The sequence below is a fragment of the Rhizobium laguerreae genome, assembly GCF_019778565.1.
In the GTDB taxonomy this organism is placed as follows: domain Bacteria; phylum Pseudomonadota; class Alphaproteobacteria; order Rhizobiales; family Rhizobiaceae; genus Rhizobium; species Rhizobium laguerreae.
In genome coordinates, this window is record NZ_JAAXQT010000007.1 from 291983 (window position 1) to 308541 (window position 16559).

General features: G+C 61.5%; 15 protein-coding genes. 10 read left to right on the forward strand and 5 right to left on the reverse strand.

The features are described 5' to 3' along the window. Positions 1-283: 283 nt before the first annotated feature. From HFO71_RS22315 to HFO71_RS22355, 9 genes are all read left to right on the forward strand, one after another. Entirely contained in the window at positions 284-1312 is a 1029-nt protein-coding gene (locus tag HFO71_RS22315; RefSeq protein ID WP_077976937.1) for a substrate-binding domain-containing protein, read from the forward strand. A gap of 68 nt (positions 1313-1380) precedes the next feature. Next, positions 1381-2919: a sugar ABC transporter ATP-binding protein gene (locus tag HFO71_RS22320; RefSeq protein WP_077977059.1), complete on the forward strand. Its 1539-nt coding sequence runs from the start codon at positions 1381-1383 to the stop codon at positions 2917-2919. A gap of 28 nt (positions 2920-2947) precedes the next feature. Continuing rightward, a complete protein-coding gene (locus HFO71_RS22325) occupies positions 2948-3940 on the forward strand; it encodes an ABC transporter permease (protein WP_131627437.1) in 993 nt (330 codons plus the stop codon). 1 nt (position 3941) lies between these two features. Further along, entirely contained in the window at positions 3942-4946 is a 1005-nt protein-coding gene (locus tag HFO71_RS22330; RefSeq protein ID WP_077976939.1) for a sugar-binding transcriptional regulator, read from the forward strand. Next, positions 4943-5938, forward strand: coding sequence for an aldo/keto reductase (locus HFO71_RS22335; protein ID WP_131641420.1), 996 nt, complete (start codon positions 4943-4945; stop codon positions 5936-5938). Before HFO71_RS22330 ends, HFO71_RS22335 begins: the two co-directional genes overlap by 4 nt. A gap of 12 nt (positions 5939-5950) precedes the next feature. Then, positions 5951-7699, forward strand: a complete 1749-nt coding sequence (locus HFO71_RS22340; RefSeq protein ID WP_168287582.1) for a glycerol-3-phosphate dehydrogenase/oxidase — start codon at positions 5951-5953, stop codon at positions 7697-7699. After that, a complete protein-coding gene (locus tag HFO71_RS22345) occupies positions 7672-8514 on the forward strand; it encodes a class I fructose-bisphosphate aldolase (RefSeq protein ID WP_168258560.1) in 843 nt (280 codons plus the stop codon). The genes HFO71_RS22340 and HFO71_RS22345 overlap by 28 nt, the downstream gene beginning before the upstream one ends. A 32-nt stretch (positions 8515-8546) precedes the next feature. Next, entirely contained in the window at positions 8547-10073 is a 1527-nt protein-coding gene (locus HFO71_RS22350) for an FGGY-family carbohydrate kinase (RefSeq protein WP_168287583.1), read from the forward strand. Between the two features lie 2 nt (positions 10074-10075). Continuing rightward, positions 10076-11695, forward strand: coding sequence for a GMC family oxidoreductase (locus tag HFO71_RS22355; RefSeq protein ID WP_206111755.1), 1620 nt, complete (start codon positions 10076-10078; stop codon positions 11693-11695). 346 nt (positions 11696-12041) lie between these two features. On the opposite strand, the gene HFO71_RS22360 is transcribed toward HFO71_RS22355, so the two are convergent. Then, the gene (locus HFO71_RS22360) at positions 12042-12245 is read right to left on the reverse strand and encodes a cold-shock protein (protein ID WP_017956647.1); all 204 of its coding nucleotides are present in this window, start codon (positions 12243-12245) and stop codon (positions 12042-12044) included. A gap of 112 nt (positions 12246-12357) precedes the next feature. Further along, positions 12358-12870 (reverse strand): hypothetical protein, encoded by a 513-nt coding sequence (locus HFO71_RS22365; protein WP_077976944.1) that lies wholly within the window; start codon positions 12868-12870, stop codon positions 12358-12360. A gap of 514 nt (positions 12871-13384) precedes the next feature. On the opposite strand from HFO71_RS22365, the gene HFO71_RS22370 reads away from it, so the two are divergent. Further along, a complete protein-coding gene (locus HFO71_RS22370; protein WP_131641250.1) occupies positions 13385-13831 on the forward strand; it encodes a GNAT family N-acetyltransferase in 447 nt (148 codons plus the stop codon). Between the two features lie 198 nt (positions 13832-14029). Here the strand turns inward: HFO71_RS22370 and HFO71_RS22375 are convergent, their stop codons facing one another. Genes HFO71_RS22375 through HFO71_RS22385 form a run of 3 tightly spaced genes read right to left on the reverse strand, consistent with a single transcriptional unit; the run spans position 14030 to position 16556 of the window. Beyond that, complete coding sequence (locus tag HFO71_RS22375; RefSeq protein ID WP_168287585.1) at positions 14030-14773, reverse strand: ABC transporter ATP-binding protein; 744 nt, start codon at positions 14771-14773, stop codon at positions 14030-14032. Then, the gene (locus tag HFO71_RS22380) at positions 14770-15624 is read right to left on the reverse strand and encodes an ABC transporter ATP-binding protein (protein ID WP_168287586.1); all 855 of its coding nucleotides are present in this window, start codon (positions 15622-15624) and stop codon (positions 14770-14772) included. Before HFO71_RS22380 ends, HFO71_RS22375 begins: the two co-directional genes overlap by 4 nt. After that, positions 15621-16556 (reverse strand): ABC transporter permease, encoded by a 936-nt coding sequence (locus HFO71_RS22385; RefSeq protein WP_077976948.1) that lies wholly within the window; start codon positions 16554-16556, stop codon positions 15621-15623. Before HFO71_RS22385 ends, HFO71_RS22380 begins: the two co-directional genes overlap by 4 nt. Between the last annotated feature and the right edge of the window lie 3 nt (positions 16557-16559).

Sequence of the window (16559 nt, forward strand, 5' to 3'; positions counted from 1 at the left end):
GTTCCGCTGCCGCTCCTTCGAAAGAGCAACCTTCGTCACTCAAATAACTGCTCACCTGCTCTGTCCCCTGTTAGCGGTATTCGCCTAAGGCGCCATCGACATTCCGCCACACAGTCTTTTGTGAAATATATTTCACTGTATGAATTATATTGACAGAGCTCTGCCGTTGCGATTATCTGCCCATACCGGACTTCGAGGAGGAACTCCGGTCTTCAATGGATCATCGGCAGCCGCTGAGGCGCCGCCGGATATTTGGGAGGGGCTTCGGCCTCGAGGAGGAAACTTGCGCAAATTTCTAAGCACGACCGCATTGGCGGTCCTTGCGTCGACGCTTTTCGCCGGCTTTGCCAGCGCGGACACGGAAAATCCCTTCCGCTGCAAGCCCGGTGAAAAATACGTCATGAATGTCATGGTATCGGGCGTCGAATATTGGTTCCCGGTCTATGAAATGTTCAAGCAGGCCGGTCAGCAGCTCGGTTGCGAGACCGCCTATACCGGCACGCCGGAATATGACGTCAACAAACAGATCGCCACCTTCGACCAGGCGCTGGCCCAGAACCCGGCCGGTATTCTCGTTCACCCGATGAACTCCGACCCGTTCATCGAGCCGATCAACCGGGCGATCGACCAGGGCACGGCAGTCGTGACCTTCGCGGCCGATGCGCCGCTTTCCAAGCGCATCTCATTCGTCACGTCGGACAATACCCGCGAAGGCACCTATGCGGCCGACGCGATTGCCGAAAAGATGGGTGGCAAGGGTGAATATGCCGTTCTGGAAAATCCGGGCCAGGACAACCACGACAAGCGTATCGCCGCCTTCATCGCCCGTATGGAGGAAAAATATCCTGACATGAAGCTGGTCGGCCGCGCTGCGTCCAACCAGGACCCGAACAAGGCCTATCAGGGCTTGATGAGCCTGGTGCAGGCACATCCGAACATCGGCGCCGTCTTCATGCCGGAAGCGAACTCGGCCATCGGCGCTTCTCAGGCCAACAAGGAAAGCGGCGGCAAGATCCTCGTGATGTGCGCCGACGTCAACGCCAACATTCTAGACATGATCAAGGCGGGCGAAGTGTTCGGCTCGATCAATCCGAACCAGGGCATGCAGGGTTACATGGGCTTCATGCTCCTGTGGCTTGCAAAACATCCGGAACTCATCGACCCGATGAACGACGCCAAGCGCGTCGGCTTCAATCCGATGAGCATTCCGTTCGTCGACAACGGTCTGTCGATCGTCACGGCTGCCAATGCTGACGACTTCTACTGGGACAAGTATCTGAAGCGGAGGGGCACCAAAGGCATCGAGGAGTAAGCCTTTGTGCCGGCTGTCCGGGGCGTGAAGCGCCGGACAGCCACCGCGAGCGTGAGGAGGAGTCGATGATGGCGTCGGTGCCGGTTCTGGAAATCCGCAATGTCAGCAAGCACTTCGGTGCGGTGAAGGCGTTGACGGAGGTGAGCTTCAGCCTGGAAAGAGGCGAGGTTCATGCGCTTTGCGGCGAAAACGGCGCGGGCAAGTCGACGCTGATGAACATCATTGCCGGCGTGCTGCAGCCGACCGAGGGGGACGTTCTCGTCGACGGCGTGCCGGTAAAGGTGACGTCGCCGGCCGTGGCGCAAGCGCTCGGGCTTGGCCTCGTGCATCAGGAAATCGCGCTCTGCCCCGATGCGACGGTGGCCGAGAACATGTTCATGGCCGCGACCAACCGCCGCCGCTCGCCTTTCATGAACTATAACAGGCTGGAGCGGGATGCGCAGGTCGTGATGAACCGTCTGGCGCCGATCGACGTGCGCCGCAAAGTCGGCGACTTGTCGATTTCCAGCCAGCAGCTTGTCGAGATCGCCAAGGCGCTGACGCTCGATTGCCGGGTGCTGATCTTCGACGAACCGACGGCGGCATTGACGGAATCGGAGACGCAGATCCTGTTCGCAATCATCCGCGACCTGAAGGCGCAGGGTATCTCGATCATCTATATTAGCCACCGCATGGCCGAAATCTTCAGCCTGTGCGACCGGGTCACCGTGTTTCGCGATGGCCGCTACGTCTCGACGGAGAAAGTGGCGGACGTGACGCCGGATGATGTGGTGCGCCGGATGGTCGGGCGCGAGATCACCCAGCTTTATCCGGAAAAGCAGGCGCCGGCGGAGCGGACCGACGAGATCATTCTCAGTGTCCGCGATCTCGGCGACGGCAGCCGCTTCACGGATGTGAACTTCGACCTGCGCAAAGGGGAAATTCTCGGCGTCGGCGGGCTGATCGGCTCAGGCCGCACCGAAATAGCCGAAGGTATTTGCGGATTGCGGCTGGTAACCGACGGCGAGGTGCAGCTGCATGGACAGCGGCTGCGGGCGCGCTCCTATGCGCAGGCCGCGCAGGCGGGCGTCGTCTACCTGTCGGAAGACCGGAAAGGCTCCGGCATTTTCCTCGATCTTTCCATTGCCCAGAACATTGCCGTTCTCGATTTGAAATCGCTGACCGGACCGCTGGGGCTGTTGAATTCCAAGGCCGAGGCGGATCGTGCCCACAACCTGGTCCGGCGGCTCGGCGTGCGGATGGGTGGCATCGACATGCCGGTCTCATCGCTGTCCGGCGGAAACCAGCAGAAGGTGGCGATTGCCAAGCAGCTGGCGGTCAATCCCAAGGTCATCCTGATGGATGAGCCGACCCGCGGCATCGATGTCGGCGCCAAATCGGAAATCCACCGGCTGCTGCGCGATCTCGCGCGCTCCGGCATCGGCATCGTCGTGATCTCGTCGGAACTGCCGGAGCTTCTCGGCCTGTGCGACCGAGTGCTGGTCATCCACGAAGGTACAGTGGCAGGCGAGGTCGAAGGCGAGGCGATGACGGAGGAAGCGATCATGCGGCTCGCCTCGGGTATCGGCGGCCACAACAATTCAAAGGCATCAGAGCATGCCGCATAGGGAAAAAGCAGGGGCAGGAGACAGGGTCATGGCGGACGCTACATTGGCAACGGCACATCAGGCACGCGCGCCCGGCTGGAAACGGCTGGGGACGATGCGCGAGGCGGGCCTGATCGCGATCATCCTGACGCTCTGCATCGTCATGAGCTTCGCCTCGCCGCATTTTCTGACGCTCGGTAATTTCCGGGCGATGCTGATGTCGTTTTCGGTCGAAGGGATCGTCGTCGTCGGCATGACCATCCTGTTGATCGTCGGCGGCATCGACCTGTCGGTCGGCTCGGTCGTCTGCTTCTCAATGGTGCTGTCGGGTTCACTGTTCCTGATGGGGCTCGATCCCTGGAGCGCATCCCTGATCGGCGTTATCGCCAGCGGCCTGATCGGCTGTGTCATGGGCTTCTTCGTCACGATCGTCGGGCTCAACCATTTCATCACATCGCTTGCGGCCATGGTCATCGTGCGCGGTATCTGCCTGATCATCACCAAGGGCACGCCGCTGTCGCTGTTCACCTTGCCACCCTCGTTCAAGGCGGTCGGGCAGGGCACATTCTATGGCGTCCCCTATGTGATCCTGATTTTTGTTGCGGTCGTCGTGCTGTTCGATTTCCTGCTGCGCCGGGCAACTGCCTTCCGCAAGGTATTCTACACCGGCAGCAACGAGAAGGCGGCGCTCTATTCCGGCATCAAGACCAACCAGGTGAAGTTCTGGGTGACGGTGCTCTGCGCCACGCTATCAGGTGTTGCCGGGGTGATCTACATGTCCCGCTTCGGTGCCGCGACCCCGACCTTTGGCGTCGGCATGGAACTCAACATCATCGCAGCCGCGGTGATCGGCGGTGCGTCGCTGAATGGTGGCTCCGGCACGATCCTAGGAGCAATTCTTGGTATTGCCCTGCTGTCGGTCGTCACAAGCTCATTGATCTTGCTCGACGTGTCTGTCTATTGGCAAGATATGATCAAAGGCTGCATTCTGCTTGCCGCCGTCTCGATCGACCATTTCCTGCACAAGCGGAAGGCTGCCTGATATGCCGATAGCCAAGCTCAAACCCGCAAATGCGCCGCGCGAGGAAATCGTCATCGCCCGGCAGATGCACCAGGCTCTGGTCCTGCATTTCCTCGAGGGACTGACACAGGCGCAGATTGCCGATCAGCTCGGCATCTCGCACGCCACCGTCAACCGCCTGATCAAGCGCGGCCGCCAGCTCGGCCTGGTCGAGATCAAGATCAAGTCGCCGGTCGAGCCGCTGGTCGACATGGAAGAACGGCTCCAAGCGCTTGGCGGCATCGGCCGCGCCGTGGTGGTGCCGACAGTGTCCGACAACCCGCAGACGGCGCTTCAAGCCGTCGGCGAAGCGGCAGCAAGGTTGCTGCTGGAAGAGATCACCGATGGCGATACGATCTGCATCACCGGCGGCAAAGGGGTGAGCGCCGTCGTTGCCGGTCTGCAGCCGCCGCGTCGGTTCAATGTCGAGGTCATTCCAGTAACCGGCTGCGTCCAGGGTAAGCACTATACCGACGTCAACCATGTCTCGACCTTGATGGCCGACCGGCTTGGGGGGCGTTCCTACCAAATCCATGCGCCCCTCTTTGCCGACGATGCCGAGCAGCGGGCGATGCTGATCACCATGCGTTCCGTCGCAGACGTTTTCAAACGGGCGCGTGAGGCGAAGGTGGCGGTGGTCGGCATCGGCTCGATCCTCTCGGACGATTCGAGCTATTACGAGCTGCATCCGTCCTCGAGCACCGACCGCGCCGCGATCGAGCGGTCCGGTGCCTCCTGCGAGTTGCTGGCGCATCTGCTCGATGATCATGGCCAGATCTGCGACTACAGCCTCAACCGTTCGCTGGTGTCGCTGACGCTGCCGGAATTCGCCTCGATCCCCACCAAGATCGGTGTGGCGAGCGGGCCGAACAAGGCAGGTCCGATCCTCAGCGTTCTGCGCGGCAATCATCTGGATACGCTGGTGACCGATGAGGCGACGGGTGCGCGGGTGCTGGCATTGGCGAATGGGGAGAGAAAATGGGCATGAGCGGACAGCAATTGACACGTGAGATCGGCAAATCGGGCGTTTCCGCCTCGGCGGTGGGATTGGGCACCTGGGCGATCGGGGGCTGGATGTGGGGCGGGACAGACGAGGCCGAATCCATCGCGGCGATCCAGGCATCGCTCGATGCCGGCGTGACGCTGATCGACACGGCGCCGGCCTATGGGCTTGGACGTTCCGAGGAGATCGTCGGCAAGGCACTGAGCGGGCGCCGCGACAAGGCTGTCATCGCCACCAAATGCGGCCTTGTCTGGCATACGCAGAAGGGCCGTCATTTTTTCGACCAGGACGGCAAGCCGGTGCACCGTTATCTCGGCCGCGACGCGATCCTGCATGAGGTCGAGGAAAGCCTGAGGCGGCTCGGAACCGACTATATCGACCTCTACATCACCCATTGGCAAGATCCGACGACCCCTATCGGGGAAACGATGCGGGCGCTGGAAGACCTGCGCACATCGGGCAAGATCCGGGCGATCGGTGCAAGCAATGTCAGTCCCGACGACCTCAATGCCTATATCGCTGTCGGTGGTCTCGACGCGATTCAGGAGCGGTTCAGCATGATCGACCGGGAGATCGAGGCGGAGCTTCTGCCGCTGACCAAGGCCAACAGCATTGCAACGCTGAGCTACTCGTCGCTGGCGCTGGGGTTGCTGTCCGGCACCATCGGTCCTGACCGTGTGTTCTCAGGTGACGACCAGCGCAAGGGCAATCCGCGCTTTTCGGTCGACAACCGCCAGAAGGCAACAGCGCTGGCCGACGCTATCCGGCCGGTCGCCGAAAAACACGACGCCAGCATCGCCCAAATCGTGATTGCCTGGACGTTGGCGCAGCCGGGCGTCACCTTTGCACTTTGCGGGGCGCGCAATCCGGCACAAGCGCTCGACAATGCGCGGGCGGGGACGATCCGGCTGGATGCGGCCGAGCTTGCTGCCATCGATACGGCCATAGCGGCGAAACTGACTGACATGGACAGGTAGCGGATCGCCATCATGAATCGGCAAGAGATATTGGACGGGCTCCGCCAGAGCCCAAAGGTGGACGTCTGTGTCATCGGCGGCGGCATCAACGGCATCAGCGTCTTTCGGGAGTTGGCGCTGCAGGGGCTGAATGTGCTGCTCGTCGAGAAACACGACTATTGCTCCGGGGCCAGTTCGGCGCTGTCGCGCATGGTGCATGGCGGGCTCCGCTATCTTGAAAATGGCGAATTCAAGCTGGTGCAGGAATCGCTGGTCGAGCGGGACCGTCTGCTGCGCAATGCGCCGCATTACGTCGCGCCGCTGCCGACGACGGTGCCGGTGTTCGATATCTTTTCCGGCCTCGGCAATGGCATCGTCCGCTTCCTGGGCCTCAGCCGCCGCCCGAGCCGGCGTGGCGCCGTCGCCATCAAGGCGGGCCTGTGCATCTATGATTTCCTGACCCGCAAACGGGCGCTGATGCCGCGCCACCAGTTTCGTGGCCGGCGCAGAACACTTGCCAAGTGGCCGGCGCTCAATCCCGACATCAAGAGTTCCGCCACCTATTTCGACGCTTGGGTCAGCCACCCGGAGCGGCTGGGAATCGAGCTTCTGCAGGATGGTCTTTCAGCAAAGCTTGGGGCAATGGCGCTGAACTATGCGGAACTGCGGCGGACAGAGGATGGTCAATACCGCGTCGAAGACCAGATCGGCGGCGCGTCCGTTGCCGTCGAACCGGCGCTGATCATCAACGCCACCGGCGGCTGGATCGACATCGCCAATCAGACCCTGTTTTCGCCAGAAGCGCGGCCGGCTCCGCTGATGGGCGGCACCAAGGGCTCGCATTTGATCGTCGACAATGCGGAGCTGCGCGATGCGCTGGCCGATCACATGATCTACTATGAGAACGAAGACGGGCGGATCTGTATCCTGTTTCCCTATCTCGGCAAGGTTCTCGTCGGTTCCACCGATATCCGCGTCGACGATCCGGAAACCGTGCGCTGCGAGGCCGACGAGCGGGACTATATCCTGCAATCGCTCGCCTTCGTATTGCCTGATATCGCCATCCGGCCGGAACAGATCGTTTTCCAGTTTTCCGGCGTGCGGCCGCTGCCGGCCAGCACCGACAGTTTTACCGGCCGCATCCCGCGCGATCATTTCTGCACGGTCATAGAGCCGAAGGATGGCGGCCCGCCGGTTCTGTGCATGATCGGTGGCAAGTGGACGACATTTCGGTCCTTCGGGGAACTGGCGGCCGACATGGCTTTGGAACGACTAGGCCGGCAGCGCCGCGTTGCGACAACCGATCGGCCGATCGGCGGCGGGCAGGCATTTCCGGCCAACGCGCCTGTCTGGCTTGCGCAGGCGGCGGCCAGCAAAGGCCTTCCCGGTGGGCGCATGGGCGAGCTGTTTGCCCGGTACGGCACGGATGCCGAGGCGGTTGCCGGCTTCATCGTGGCAGGCCCCGATACAGTGTTGCCGCACGCCGGCTACTCGGTGCGCGAATTGCAGTTTCTGATCCGCGAGGAAGCGGTGGAACATCTCGACGACCTGCTTTTGCGGCGCACGACGTTGGCCGTTTCGGGCGAGCTTTCGCTCGACATGATGGATGCAGCACTCGACCTGCTGACGCAGGAAAAGCATTGGACGCTCGCGCATCGCACCCGTGAGCGCCACCGTTTTCTCACCCTTCTCACCGAACGCCACGGCGTCGACGAAGACATGCTTTCTGCAAGGAACGAACCAAGGAGCACAGAATGCGACACAACAGCAAAGTCCGGATGAACCGGCTGTTCGGCGGCGGCCGTTGCCTCGACGTGGCGATTGATCACGGGGTCTGCAACGAACCGTCCTTCCTCAACGGGCTGGAGGATATTCAGGCCGTCGTCAAGGCCCTGGTGTCAGCCGGGCCGGACGCGATCCAGATGAATTACGGCCAGGCGGACCTGCTGCAGGACGTGGCCGGCAAGGACAAGCCGGCGCTGGTTATGCGCATCGACATGGGCAATCCCTATAATCGGATCCGCCACCGCGACATGTGGGCGGTGCTGCAGAACGAGGCCGAGCCGTTGATCGGCGCGGTCGAAATGGATGCGGCCTGCGTCGTCGTCAACCTGTTCATGCTGCCGGACGAGCCGGACCTGTTCCGCCAATGCGTGCAGAACATTTCCCGCGTGCGGGCCGATTGCGACAAGTATGGCATGCCGCTGATGATCGAGCCGCTGGTAATGCAGCCGGTCACCGAAAAGGGCGGTTACATGGTCGATGGCGATGCAGACAAGATCGTTACCTTGACGCGGCTCGCCCGCGAGATGGGGGCGGATATCGTCAAGGCGGATCCGACCACCAATGCCGAGGATTTCCACAGAGTGGTGGAAGCAGCTCGTTGCCCGGTTCTGGTGCGCGGCGGCGGCAAGGAAGACCTTCGTGCCGTCTTCGACAAATCCGCCGCCTTGATGCGACAGGGCGCAATGGGCATGGTTTATGGGCGCAACATCTATCAGCACGCCAATCCGGGTGCCGTGGTGCGCGGGCTGATGGCGATCGTGCACGAGGATGCGAACGGCGAACAGGCCTTTGCGCTCTACCAGCAGGGCTGAGCAGCGATTTCGAATCTTGGGAGGGGTTCTGCATGGGAGAGTATCTTTTGGGGCTCGATGCCGGAAACACCGTCATCAAGGCGGTGATTTTCGACCGGGCGGGCAACGAGATCGCGGCTGCGTCCGAAGAGGGACACAGCCGCATGCCGAGCCCGGGGCATGTCGAGCAGGGTCTGGACGAATTATGGGCGAATGCCCGGCAGGTCATCCGCGCCTGCATCGAAAAGGCAAGGATCCCGCCGCAGGAAATCGCCGCGATCGGTTGCGCCGGGCATGGCAACGGTCTCTATGCGCTTGATCGCGACGGCGCTCCGCTCATCGGCATCCAGTCGCTCGACACGCGGGCGGCCGGGCTGGTCGATGAATGGCGAGAAGGCGGCGTTGGTGACCGGACCTATCCGATTGCCCGCCAGCGCCCGTGGCCATCCCAGACGCCGACATTGCTTGCCTGGCTGAAGCGTCACCGGCCGGAACTGTTCAACCGCATCGGTACGGTGTTCTTCTCCAAGGATTTCGTCGTCAACCGCCTGACCGGCCGCCGCGTCAGCGAAGTATCCGACATGTCGGGTGCCGGTCTGCTCGATCTTGCCGCGCGCCGTTACGACAAGGCACTGATGGAGGCCTATGGACTGGACGATTGCATGGATCTCTTGCCGCCGCTCATCGAAAGCGCCGACATTGCCGGTACGGTAACGGAAGAGGTGGCGACGCAAACCGGGCTCGCCGCCGGTACGCCGGTGGTTGGCGGGCTGTTCGACGTCGTCGCCTCGGCGCTCGGCTCCGGCGTTTCGCGCACCGGCAGCGCCTCGATCATTGCCGGCACCTGGAGCATCAACCAGGTCGTTATAGACGGTCCCGACCTCGACGGGCCGGTCTTCATGTCCTCGACCTTCGATCGCACCCGCTACATGGCGATGGAGAACAGCGCCACCTCGGCCGCCAATCTCGAATGGCTGGTGCGGGAGTTCTTCGAAGGCGAGTATGCGGAAGGCGTGTCGCCCTTCGATGCCTGCTGCGCACTGGCCGGGGCGATCGAGCCCGCCGCAGACGACCCGCTCTACCATCCATATCTCTATGGCGCCCAGCAGAACGGCCATGCACGCGCCGGCTTCTACGGTCTTGCCGGTTGGCACAGCAAGGGGCATCTCGTTCGCGCGCTTCTCGAAGGTGTCGCCTTCGGCCATCGCCAGCACATCGAGACGATCCGAAAGGCCGGTGCGGTGTTCAACGAGGCGGTGCTCTCCGGTGGCGGCTCGCGCAGCCTGATCTGGCCGCAGATCTTTGCCGATGTGCTCGGCGTACCTGTCACTGTTGCCCGCTCGCGTGAAACCGGTGCACTGGGGGCGGCGATCGCGGCCGGAACCGGCGTCGGCCTTTTCACAGACTTCGGCGCTGGTGCTGCGGCCATGGTCCGGACCGAGCGGCACTATCGCCCGAATGTCTCGCTTGAAGCGCATTATACGCGGCGCTACGCTCTCCATCAGGATATCGCCGAGGCGATGGCGCCGCTCTGGCGGCGTCTGACGGCGGTCCCACCGGCGGCAGCGGGGGCGGCGTGAATATGCGTGCGAATGATGCAGCCATTGATGCGGGAAGCTACGACTTCATCATCGTCGGCGCGGGATCGGCGGGATGCGTTCTGGCCAACCGGCTGTCGGCCGATCCGAAAACCCGCGTCCTGCTGCTCGAAGCGGGCGGCAGCGACCGGTATCATTGGGTACATGTGCCGATCGGCTATCTCTACTGCATGGGCAATCCGCGCACCGATTGGATGATGAGGACGGCCGCGGAAGCCGGACTCAACGGCCGGTCACTGCCCTACCCGCGTGGAAAAGTGCTGGGCGGCTGTTCGTCGATCAACGGCATGATCTACATGCGCGGCCAGGCGGCCGATTACGACGGCTGGCGGCAGGCGGGCAATTCCGGCTGGGGCTGGGACGACGTGCTGCCCTATTTCCTGAAATCCGAGGACAACTACCGGGGCCAGTCGCGGATGCATGGAGCAGGCGGCGAATGGCGGGTGGAAAAACAGCGGCTGTCCTGGCCGATCCTCGATGCCTTTCGCGATGCCGCCGAAGAACTCGGTATCCCGAAGACCGACGATTTCAACGATGGCGACAATGAAGGCTCGGGCTATTTCGAGGTGAACCAGCGCGGTGGCCTGCGCTGGAACACGACCAAGGCCTTTCTGCGCCCGGCGATGAAGCGGCCCAATCTGCGTGTGCTGACCGGCGCCGAAACCGAGCGATTGGAATTCGACGGCAGAATAGTGACCGGCGTACGGTTCCGGCGGAACGGGCAGAACCATCTGGCTCGCAACGGTCGCGAGGTCATTCTGTCTGCCGGTGCGATCAATTCGCCGAAAATCCTGGAGCTTTCCGGGGTTGGTCGACCGGATGTGCTGTCGGCTGCCGGACTGGACGTCGTCCATGGACTTCCGGGTGTCGGCGAAAACCTGCAGGACCATCTGCAAATCCGTACGGTCTTCCGCATCGAGGGCGCAAAGACGCTGAACCAGCTCTATCACAACCTGTTCACCCGGGCGGGCATGGGGCTTGAATATATGCTGCGCCGGTCCGGGCCGCTGTCGATGGCGCCGAGCCAGCTCGGTATCTTTGCCAAGAGCGATCCGGCTGTTGCGACCGCCGATCTCGAATATCACGTACAGCCTCTGAGCACCGACCGGCTCGGCGAGCCGCTGCACAAATATCCCGCCGTCACCGTCTCCGTCTGCAATCTGCGGCCGGAGAGCCGGGGGGCCGTGCATGTTGTCGGCCCGGACTTTTCCGTGGCGCCGGAAATCCGCCCGAATTATCTTTCGACCGTCGGCGACCGGATGGTTGCGGCGAAATCGATCCGGCACGCCCGCCGGCTCATGGAGGCCGGTGCGATCGCCAAGTACCGGCCGCAGGAGATGCTGCCGGGCACGGAATACCGGACTGACGAGGAACTGATCCGTCGCGTCGGCGATATCGCCACAACGATCTTCCATCCGGTCGGTACCTGCAAGATGGGCAGCGACACGATGGCGGTTGTCGATCCGCAATTGCGGGTGCATGGGCTGGAGAAACTGCGGGTGGTCGATGCCTCGATCATGCCGACGATCGTATCGGGCAACACCAACTCGCCGGTGATCATGATTGCCGAGAAGGCCGCGAAGAGCATTCTGTCAGGGGCGTGATGTGATCAGCTCATCGCATCGTCTAAAGCGAATGCGTGGAACATCTTTTGTCAGAGAGAAAATGCTCTGATTGCAGCCACTGCGCTGGCACGAGCGTCCTCACGCGTCATATTCGGGATTTCCAAGGCGCGGACATCAGACGACACGCCAAGGCTTAATCGTCGGCGTTTCTGCTTAAAGCATGTGGCGCAAACGGTGCAGCGGTTTTGCGCCAACAACATGCGTAACACAAAGACCTAAAGCGCGAAGATCACGACGCGCTTTAGAGTACGAAGGCATTCGCGCCCGCGACTCGTGACGATGAGCCCAACCCGCTCAACGCAGGCTGGGCCATCTTCGATTTCGATCAGAGCGTCGAGACGTTCTCAGCCTTCGATTTTCCGGTCTTGCGATCCTGTCCAATTTCGAAACTGACCTTGTCGCCTTCGCGGAGCGACCCGCCGCTCTGTAGCGCAGACACGTGAACAAAAACGTCCTGGCCGCCACCCTCAGGGGTGATGAAGCCGAAGCCCTTGTCGTCATTGAAGAATTTAACGGTACCTGTCGGCATGAGATAACTATTTCCTTGTATCGTTCGACGATTTGCGAAGGCGAAACTATAGCTTCGGGGCTTCTCTATCAACCCTTTAGCACGTCAACGGCTCTTTGAATGTAAAAAGATATCAGCTCCGGCGAAGCTCAATGCGGCTCGTCACAACCGATCGACCTGTCGCAGGGTCGGTATCGACGGTTGTGAGACGCATGCCCGATGCCCCGGTTTTTTCGATCGTCATCTGCGCACGGCGATCGCCATTGACCTCTTTCGCCCATTTGATCGCGAGGTTTATGGCATTACCGGCGCGTTTTCCGCCAAGACCCGCGGTGCCGGTGCCTGCGCCGACGTAGGAGCCGGTATAGGTGTCACCGCTGGCCTTGAGGTTAGCGCTGATGACACGGGAAAAAACGACGAGACTAGTGCAGCGCCCATTGAGTGCAAGGGAACTTGCATTCGCGTCCGACTTGAAGCGGCAAGTGACTTTCATGGTGGGTGCATTTGTCCGCACTTTCACCGTACCCTTACCGCTCCAATTTCCCGCGAGTGTTTTGAGGAAGGCAGACTCGTCGGCTTTGGCGGCGCCGGCCATGAGCATTGACGCCGTCGCAGCGGCGATGGCGCAGGCAAGGACCTTGATCATCTGAGTAACTTTTGGGCCGCTTAACATCCACATCACGACGCTCGGCTCTTCGAGGAGGAGGGTGTCATATAACCACTCGGCAGTGAATTGGTTCCGTATGGGACGTATTCGCCCGCCGCGGAGCACGCGTTTTCAACAGGATCAAACTACCAATGCTGCCCATGCGCGCAGAAAGGGATTGCCGCATCCTCGATCTGCTCAGCATTCATCGGACGGTTCTGAACCAGTGCGTTAACTGCATCGCCCTCGGGTTTGCCGAAAAGAAAAGATGCTGCCTGCGGCCGAGGAGATCATTCGTCCAGTCCCGCTTGGGATCTTGCGGCTTCACGTGAGGTGGAAATAGAGCATTCAATGCTGGCTCAGCCAGCGGACTGACCCGGACCTGCCTGGCGCAGCCGCGATCTTTACCATTTTAGGGACAAGCTCGGCGAAAAACCTGCGGATGCAGCCAACACGCCATTGCGAAACCAATAGCCTTCGGCGAATGTCACCTCACGTGGCGTGAGGCGAGTTTATGTCATTTCGGATCGAGCGTCTGGTTGAAAAACACATTAGCGGCGCGGCCGCCGTATTGGTAAATGCCTATGCCCTGCCGCCGTGGAATGAGAGCTGGTCGCTTGAGGCGGCTGCAGAAAATGTGACCTATGTGCTTGAAACTCCCAGGTCAATTGCACTTGCGGCAGTTGACGGAGACAAGGTGCTCGGCATTGCGCTCGGGATACGACAGCGGCGCCATACCGGCCCCGTCATTTATGTGGACGAGCTTTCAGTGCAGCCCGACGCACAGGGTAAGGGAATAGGGACTGCTCTACTTTCTGCAATGTTCGAAACAGCCACAGTTGAAGGATGTAGCAGCGTCTGGCTGATCTCACAACGAGGAGGGGCGCTGTCGGAGTTCTATCAGCGTTGCGAATTTGCCGTGATAAGCGACCTTGGCCTGTACTCCAGATCAAGCGGATAACGCCAGATTGGGAATCTCCGATTCGCCAGCGAAAATCCTGAGCATGCCCGGGTGAACGTGCGAGTGGCCGAGTGTATTTCAAAGGTTACGCAACATCATCGGCGATCGATACTGCCTTTGGTCTAGGCAGCCGGATCGGCTCGATGTGGATGGCGGGCCTGCGACGACGCCGAGAAGCAGCCGCGTATCGATCGAGAATTACGCCCTTCCGTACATCCGGCTCGCGCGCAGCAGGCGTTGCGAGTAGGGGTGTTCGACTGCACCGCTTCGGAGCGCGCCGACATCGACCTGTTCGACGATCTCGCCCGCTTCCATGATGGCGACGCGGCTGCACATGTGCGAGACGACGGCGAGGTCGTGGCTGACGAGCAGATAGGTCAGCCCGCGGTTGGTGCGCAAATCCTGGAGGAGATTGAGGATTTCGGCCTGAACCGACACGTCGAGCGCCGATGTCGGTTCGTCGAGAAGCAGAACGTCCGGATCCAGCATCAGCGCGCGGGCGATCGCCACGCGCTGGCGCTGGCCGCCGGAGAGCTGGTGCGGAAATCTGTAGCTCAGCGCCGGATCGAGGCCGACCGATCTCAGGACGGCGTTCATGTCGACGGAATTCGTATCCAGGCCCTGGTTGCGCAGCGGTTCTTTCAGCTGCGAGCGGATGGTCTTGCGGGGATGGAGGGATCCATAGGGGTCCTGGAACACCATCTGCACTTGGCGGAAGAACGGCCGGCTGCGCCGTCGGTCCAGAGTCTCGCCTTGGAGCTCGATCCGGCCGTCATAATTGGCGTTGAGGCCGGAAAGCGCCCTCAGGACAGTGGACTTCCCGCAGCCGGACTCGCCGACCAGGCCGAAGGCCGTCCCCTTCTCGATGGAAAGGCTAAGATCTCTGACGACAGGCCGCTGGGTATGTCCGAAACGGATGGTGAGATTGTCGATTTTGATCACCGCGGCGGCTCCAATGCGGGTTCTTCAAGCCAGGCTGGATCCCGCTTCAGGATCGGCAGCCGGGCGGGTGGATCCTCGATCGTCGGCAGTGATGCCAGCAATCCTTGCGTATAAGGATGTCGGGCCTTGTCGAGGTCGCGCGCTTCGAGCACTTCCACGACCCGCCCCGCATACATGATGAGGACGCGATCGCAGAAATTCCTGATGAGATTGAGATCGTGGCTGATGAAGATCAGCCCGAGATTACGCCGCAGGACGAGCTCGTCGAGCAGGGCCAGGATCTCGAGCCTCACCGTCACATCGAGTGCTGACGTCGGTTCGTCGGCGATCAGCACTTCGGGTTCGGCAATCAACATCATGGCGATCATCGCCCGCTGACCCATGCCGCCCGAGATTTCGTGCGGATAAAGGCGGGCCACGCGGTCGGGATCACGGATCTGGACGGCTTCGAGCATATCGAGCGCTTGGCTATAGGTCTTGCTCTTGCTCACCCTCGGATGATGGAAGCGGTAGGTCTCGGCGATCTGTTCGCCGATCCGCATGACGGGATTGAGCGAATATTTCGGATCCTGCAGGATCAGGCCGATCCGCCGCCCCCTGATCGTCATCATCATTTTTTCGTTCGCCTTGAGCAGATCGACGTCGCGAAAGCGCATCCGCTCGGCATGGACGATCGCGGTCGGTGGCAGCAGCTTCATGATGGCGCGGCCAACGGTCGACTTTCCGGATCCGGATTCACCGACAATCCCGAGCTTTTCCTGTCCAAGCGAAAAGCTCACGCCGCGGACGGCCCGCACCTGTCCACCGCCGAAGGCGATTTCAAGGTTTCGAATATCGATCAGGTCAGTCATTCCGAACCTCGCGGATCGAGAACATCGCGAAGCGCATCGCCGACGAGGTTGAAGGCGAGGCTGACGAGCGCAATGGCAATGCCGGGTGCTGCGATGACCCAGGGGCTGTCGAGCATGAACTCACGTCCGCTGGCGGCCATCGAACCCCATTCCGGCCATGGTGGCTGCGCGCCGAGGCCGAGGAAGCCGAGACCGGCGGCGGTGATGATGATGCCGGCCATGTTGAGGGTGACGCGGACGATCACCGAGGGAATGCACATCGGCAGGATGTGGCGGGTGATGATCGCAATTGACGTCGCGCCCTGCAGGCGTACAGCGGCGATGTAATCCGCCTTGCGGAGGCTGAGCGTCTCGGCGCGCGCAAGGCGCGCGATCGGCGGCCAGGCCGTCAGCGAAATCGCGATGATTGCATTGGTGATGCCCGGACCGAGGGCTGCGGCAAAACCAAGCGCCAGCACGAGGCCGGGGAAGGAGAGAAAAATATCGGTGACGCGCATCAGGATTTCATCGACGATGCCGCCGAAATAACCCGAGACGGTGCCGATCAGCAGACCGAGCGGGGCGACGATGACCGTGACGAGCATGATGATGTAGAGCGTCGTGCGGGCGCCATAGATCACCCGTGAAAAGACGTCGCGGCCGAAATTGTCAGTGCCGAGCCAATGGCTCGTCGATGGCGCGGCAAGCCGCCCGGCCATGTCCTGAACGATCGGATCGTAGCTCGTCAGCAGGGGTGCGGCCAGCGCCACGACGATCAGCAGTAGGATGATGGCTAGTCCGGCCAGGCCAAGCGGGTGCAGGCTGAATTTCCGCCAGCCCTGGTGAATTTGCTGCGCCGATGACTGGAACCAGCCTCGAGGCTCCGGTGCGAGCAGCCAGTTGCGAAGGCCGCCGGTGTTGACGCTGTCTGCGTGCTCAGAGGAGATCGTCATGGC

What these genes read in the sequence shown, in the direction of transcription:
- HFO71_RS22370 (WP_131641250.1), top strand. Translation starts at nt 13,385, where the DNA reads ATGTCATTTCGGATCGAGCGTCTGGTTGAAAAACACATTAGCGGCGCG.
- HFO71_RS22320 (WP_077977059.1), top strand. Translation starts at nt 1,381, where the DNA reads ATGGCGTCGGTGCCGGTTCTGGAAATCCGCAATGTCAGCAAGCACTTC.
- HFO71_RS22360 (WP_017956647.1), bottom strand. Translation starts at nt 12,245, where the DNA reads ATGCCGACAGGTACCGTTAAATTCTTCAATGACGACAAGGGCTTCGGC.
- HFO71_RS22380 (WP_168287586.1), bottom strand. Translation starts at nt 15,624, where the DNA reads ATGACTGACCTGATCGATATTCGAAACCTTGAAATCGCCTTCGGCGGT.
- HFO71_RS22325 (WP_131627437.1), top strand. Translation starts at nt 2,948, where the DNA reads ATGGCGGACGCTACATTGGCAACGGCACATCAGGCACGCGCGCCCGGC.
- HFO71_RS22340 (WP_168287582.1), top strand. Translation starts at nt 5,951, where the DNA reads ATGAATCGGCAAGAGATATTGGACGGGCTCCGCCAGAGCCCAAAGGTG.
- HFO71_RS22355 (WP_206111755.1), top strand. Translation starts at nt 10,076, where the DNA reads ATGCGTGCGAATGATGCAGCCATTGATGCGGGAAGCTACGACTTCATC.
- HFO71_RS22350 (WP_168287583.1), top strand. Translation starts at nt 8,547, where the DNA reads ATGGGAGAGTATCTTTTGGGGCTCGATGCCGGAAACACCGTCATCAAG.
- HFO71_RS22330 (WP_077976939.1), top strand. Translation starts at nt 3,942, where the DNA reads ATGCCGATAGCCAAGCTCAAACCCGCAAATGCGCCGCGCGAGGAAATC.
- HFO71_RS22385 (WP_077976948.1), bottom strand. Translation starts at nt 16,556, where the DNA reads ATGACGATCTCCTCTGAGCACGCAGACAGCGTCAACACCGGCGGCCTT.
- HFO71_RS22335 (WP_131641420.1), top strand. Translation starts at nt 4,943, where the DNA reads ATGAGCGGACAGCAATTGACACGTGAGATCGGCAAATCGGGCGTTTCC.
- HFO71_RS22365 (WP_077976944.1), bottom strand. Translation starts at nt 12,870, where the DNA reads ATGATCAAGGTCCTTGCCTGCGCCATCGCCGCTGCGACGGCGTCAATG.
- HFO71_RS22345 (WP_168258560.1), top strand. Translation starts at nt 7,672, where the DNA reads ATGCGACACAACAGCAAAGTCCGGATGAACCGGCTGTTCGGCGGCGGC.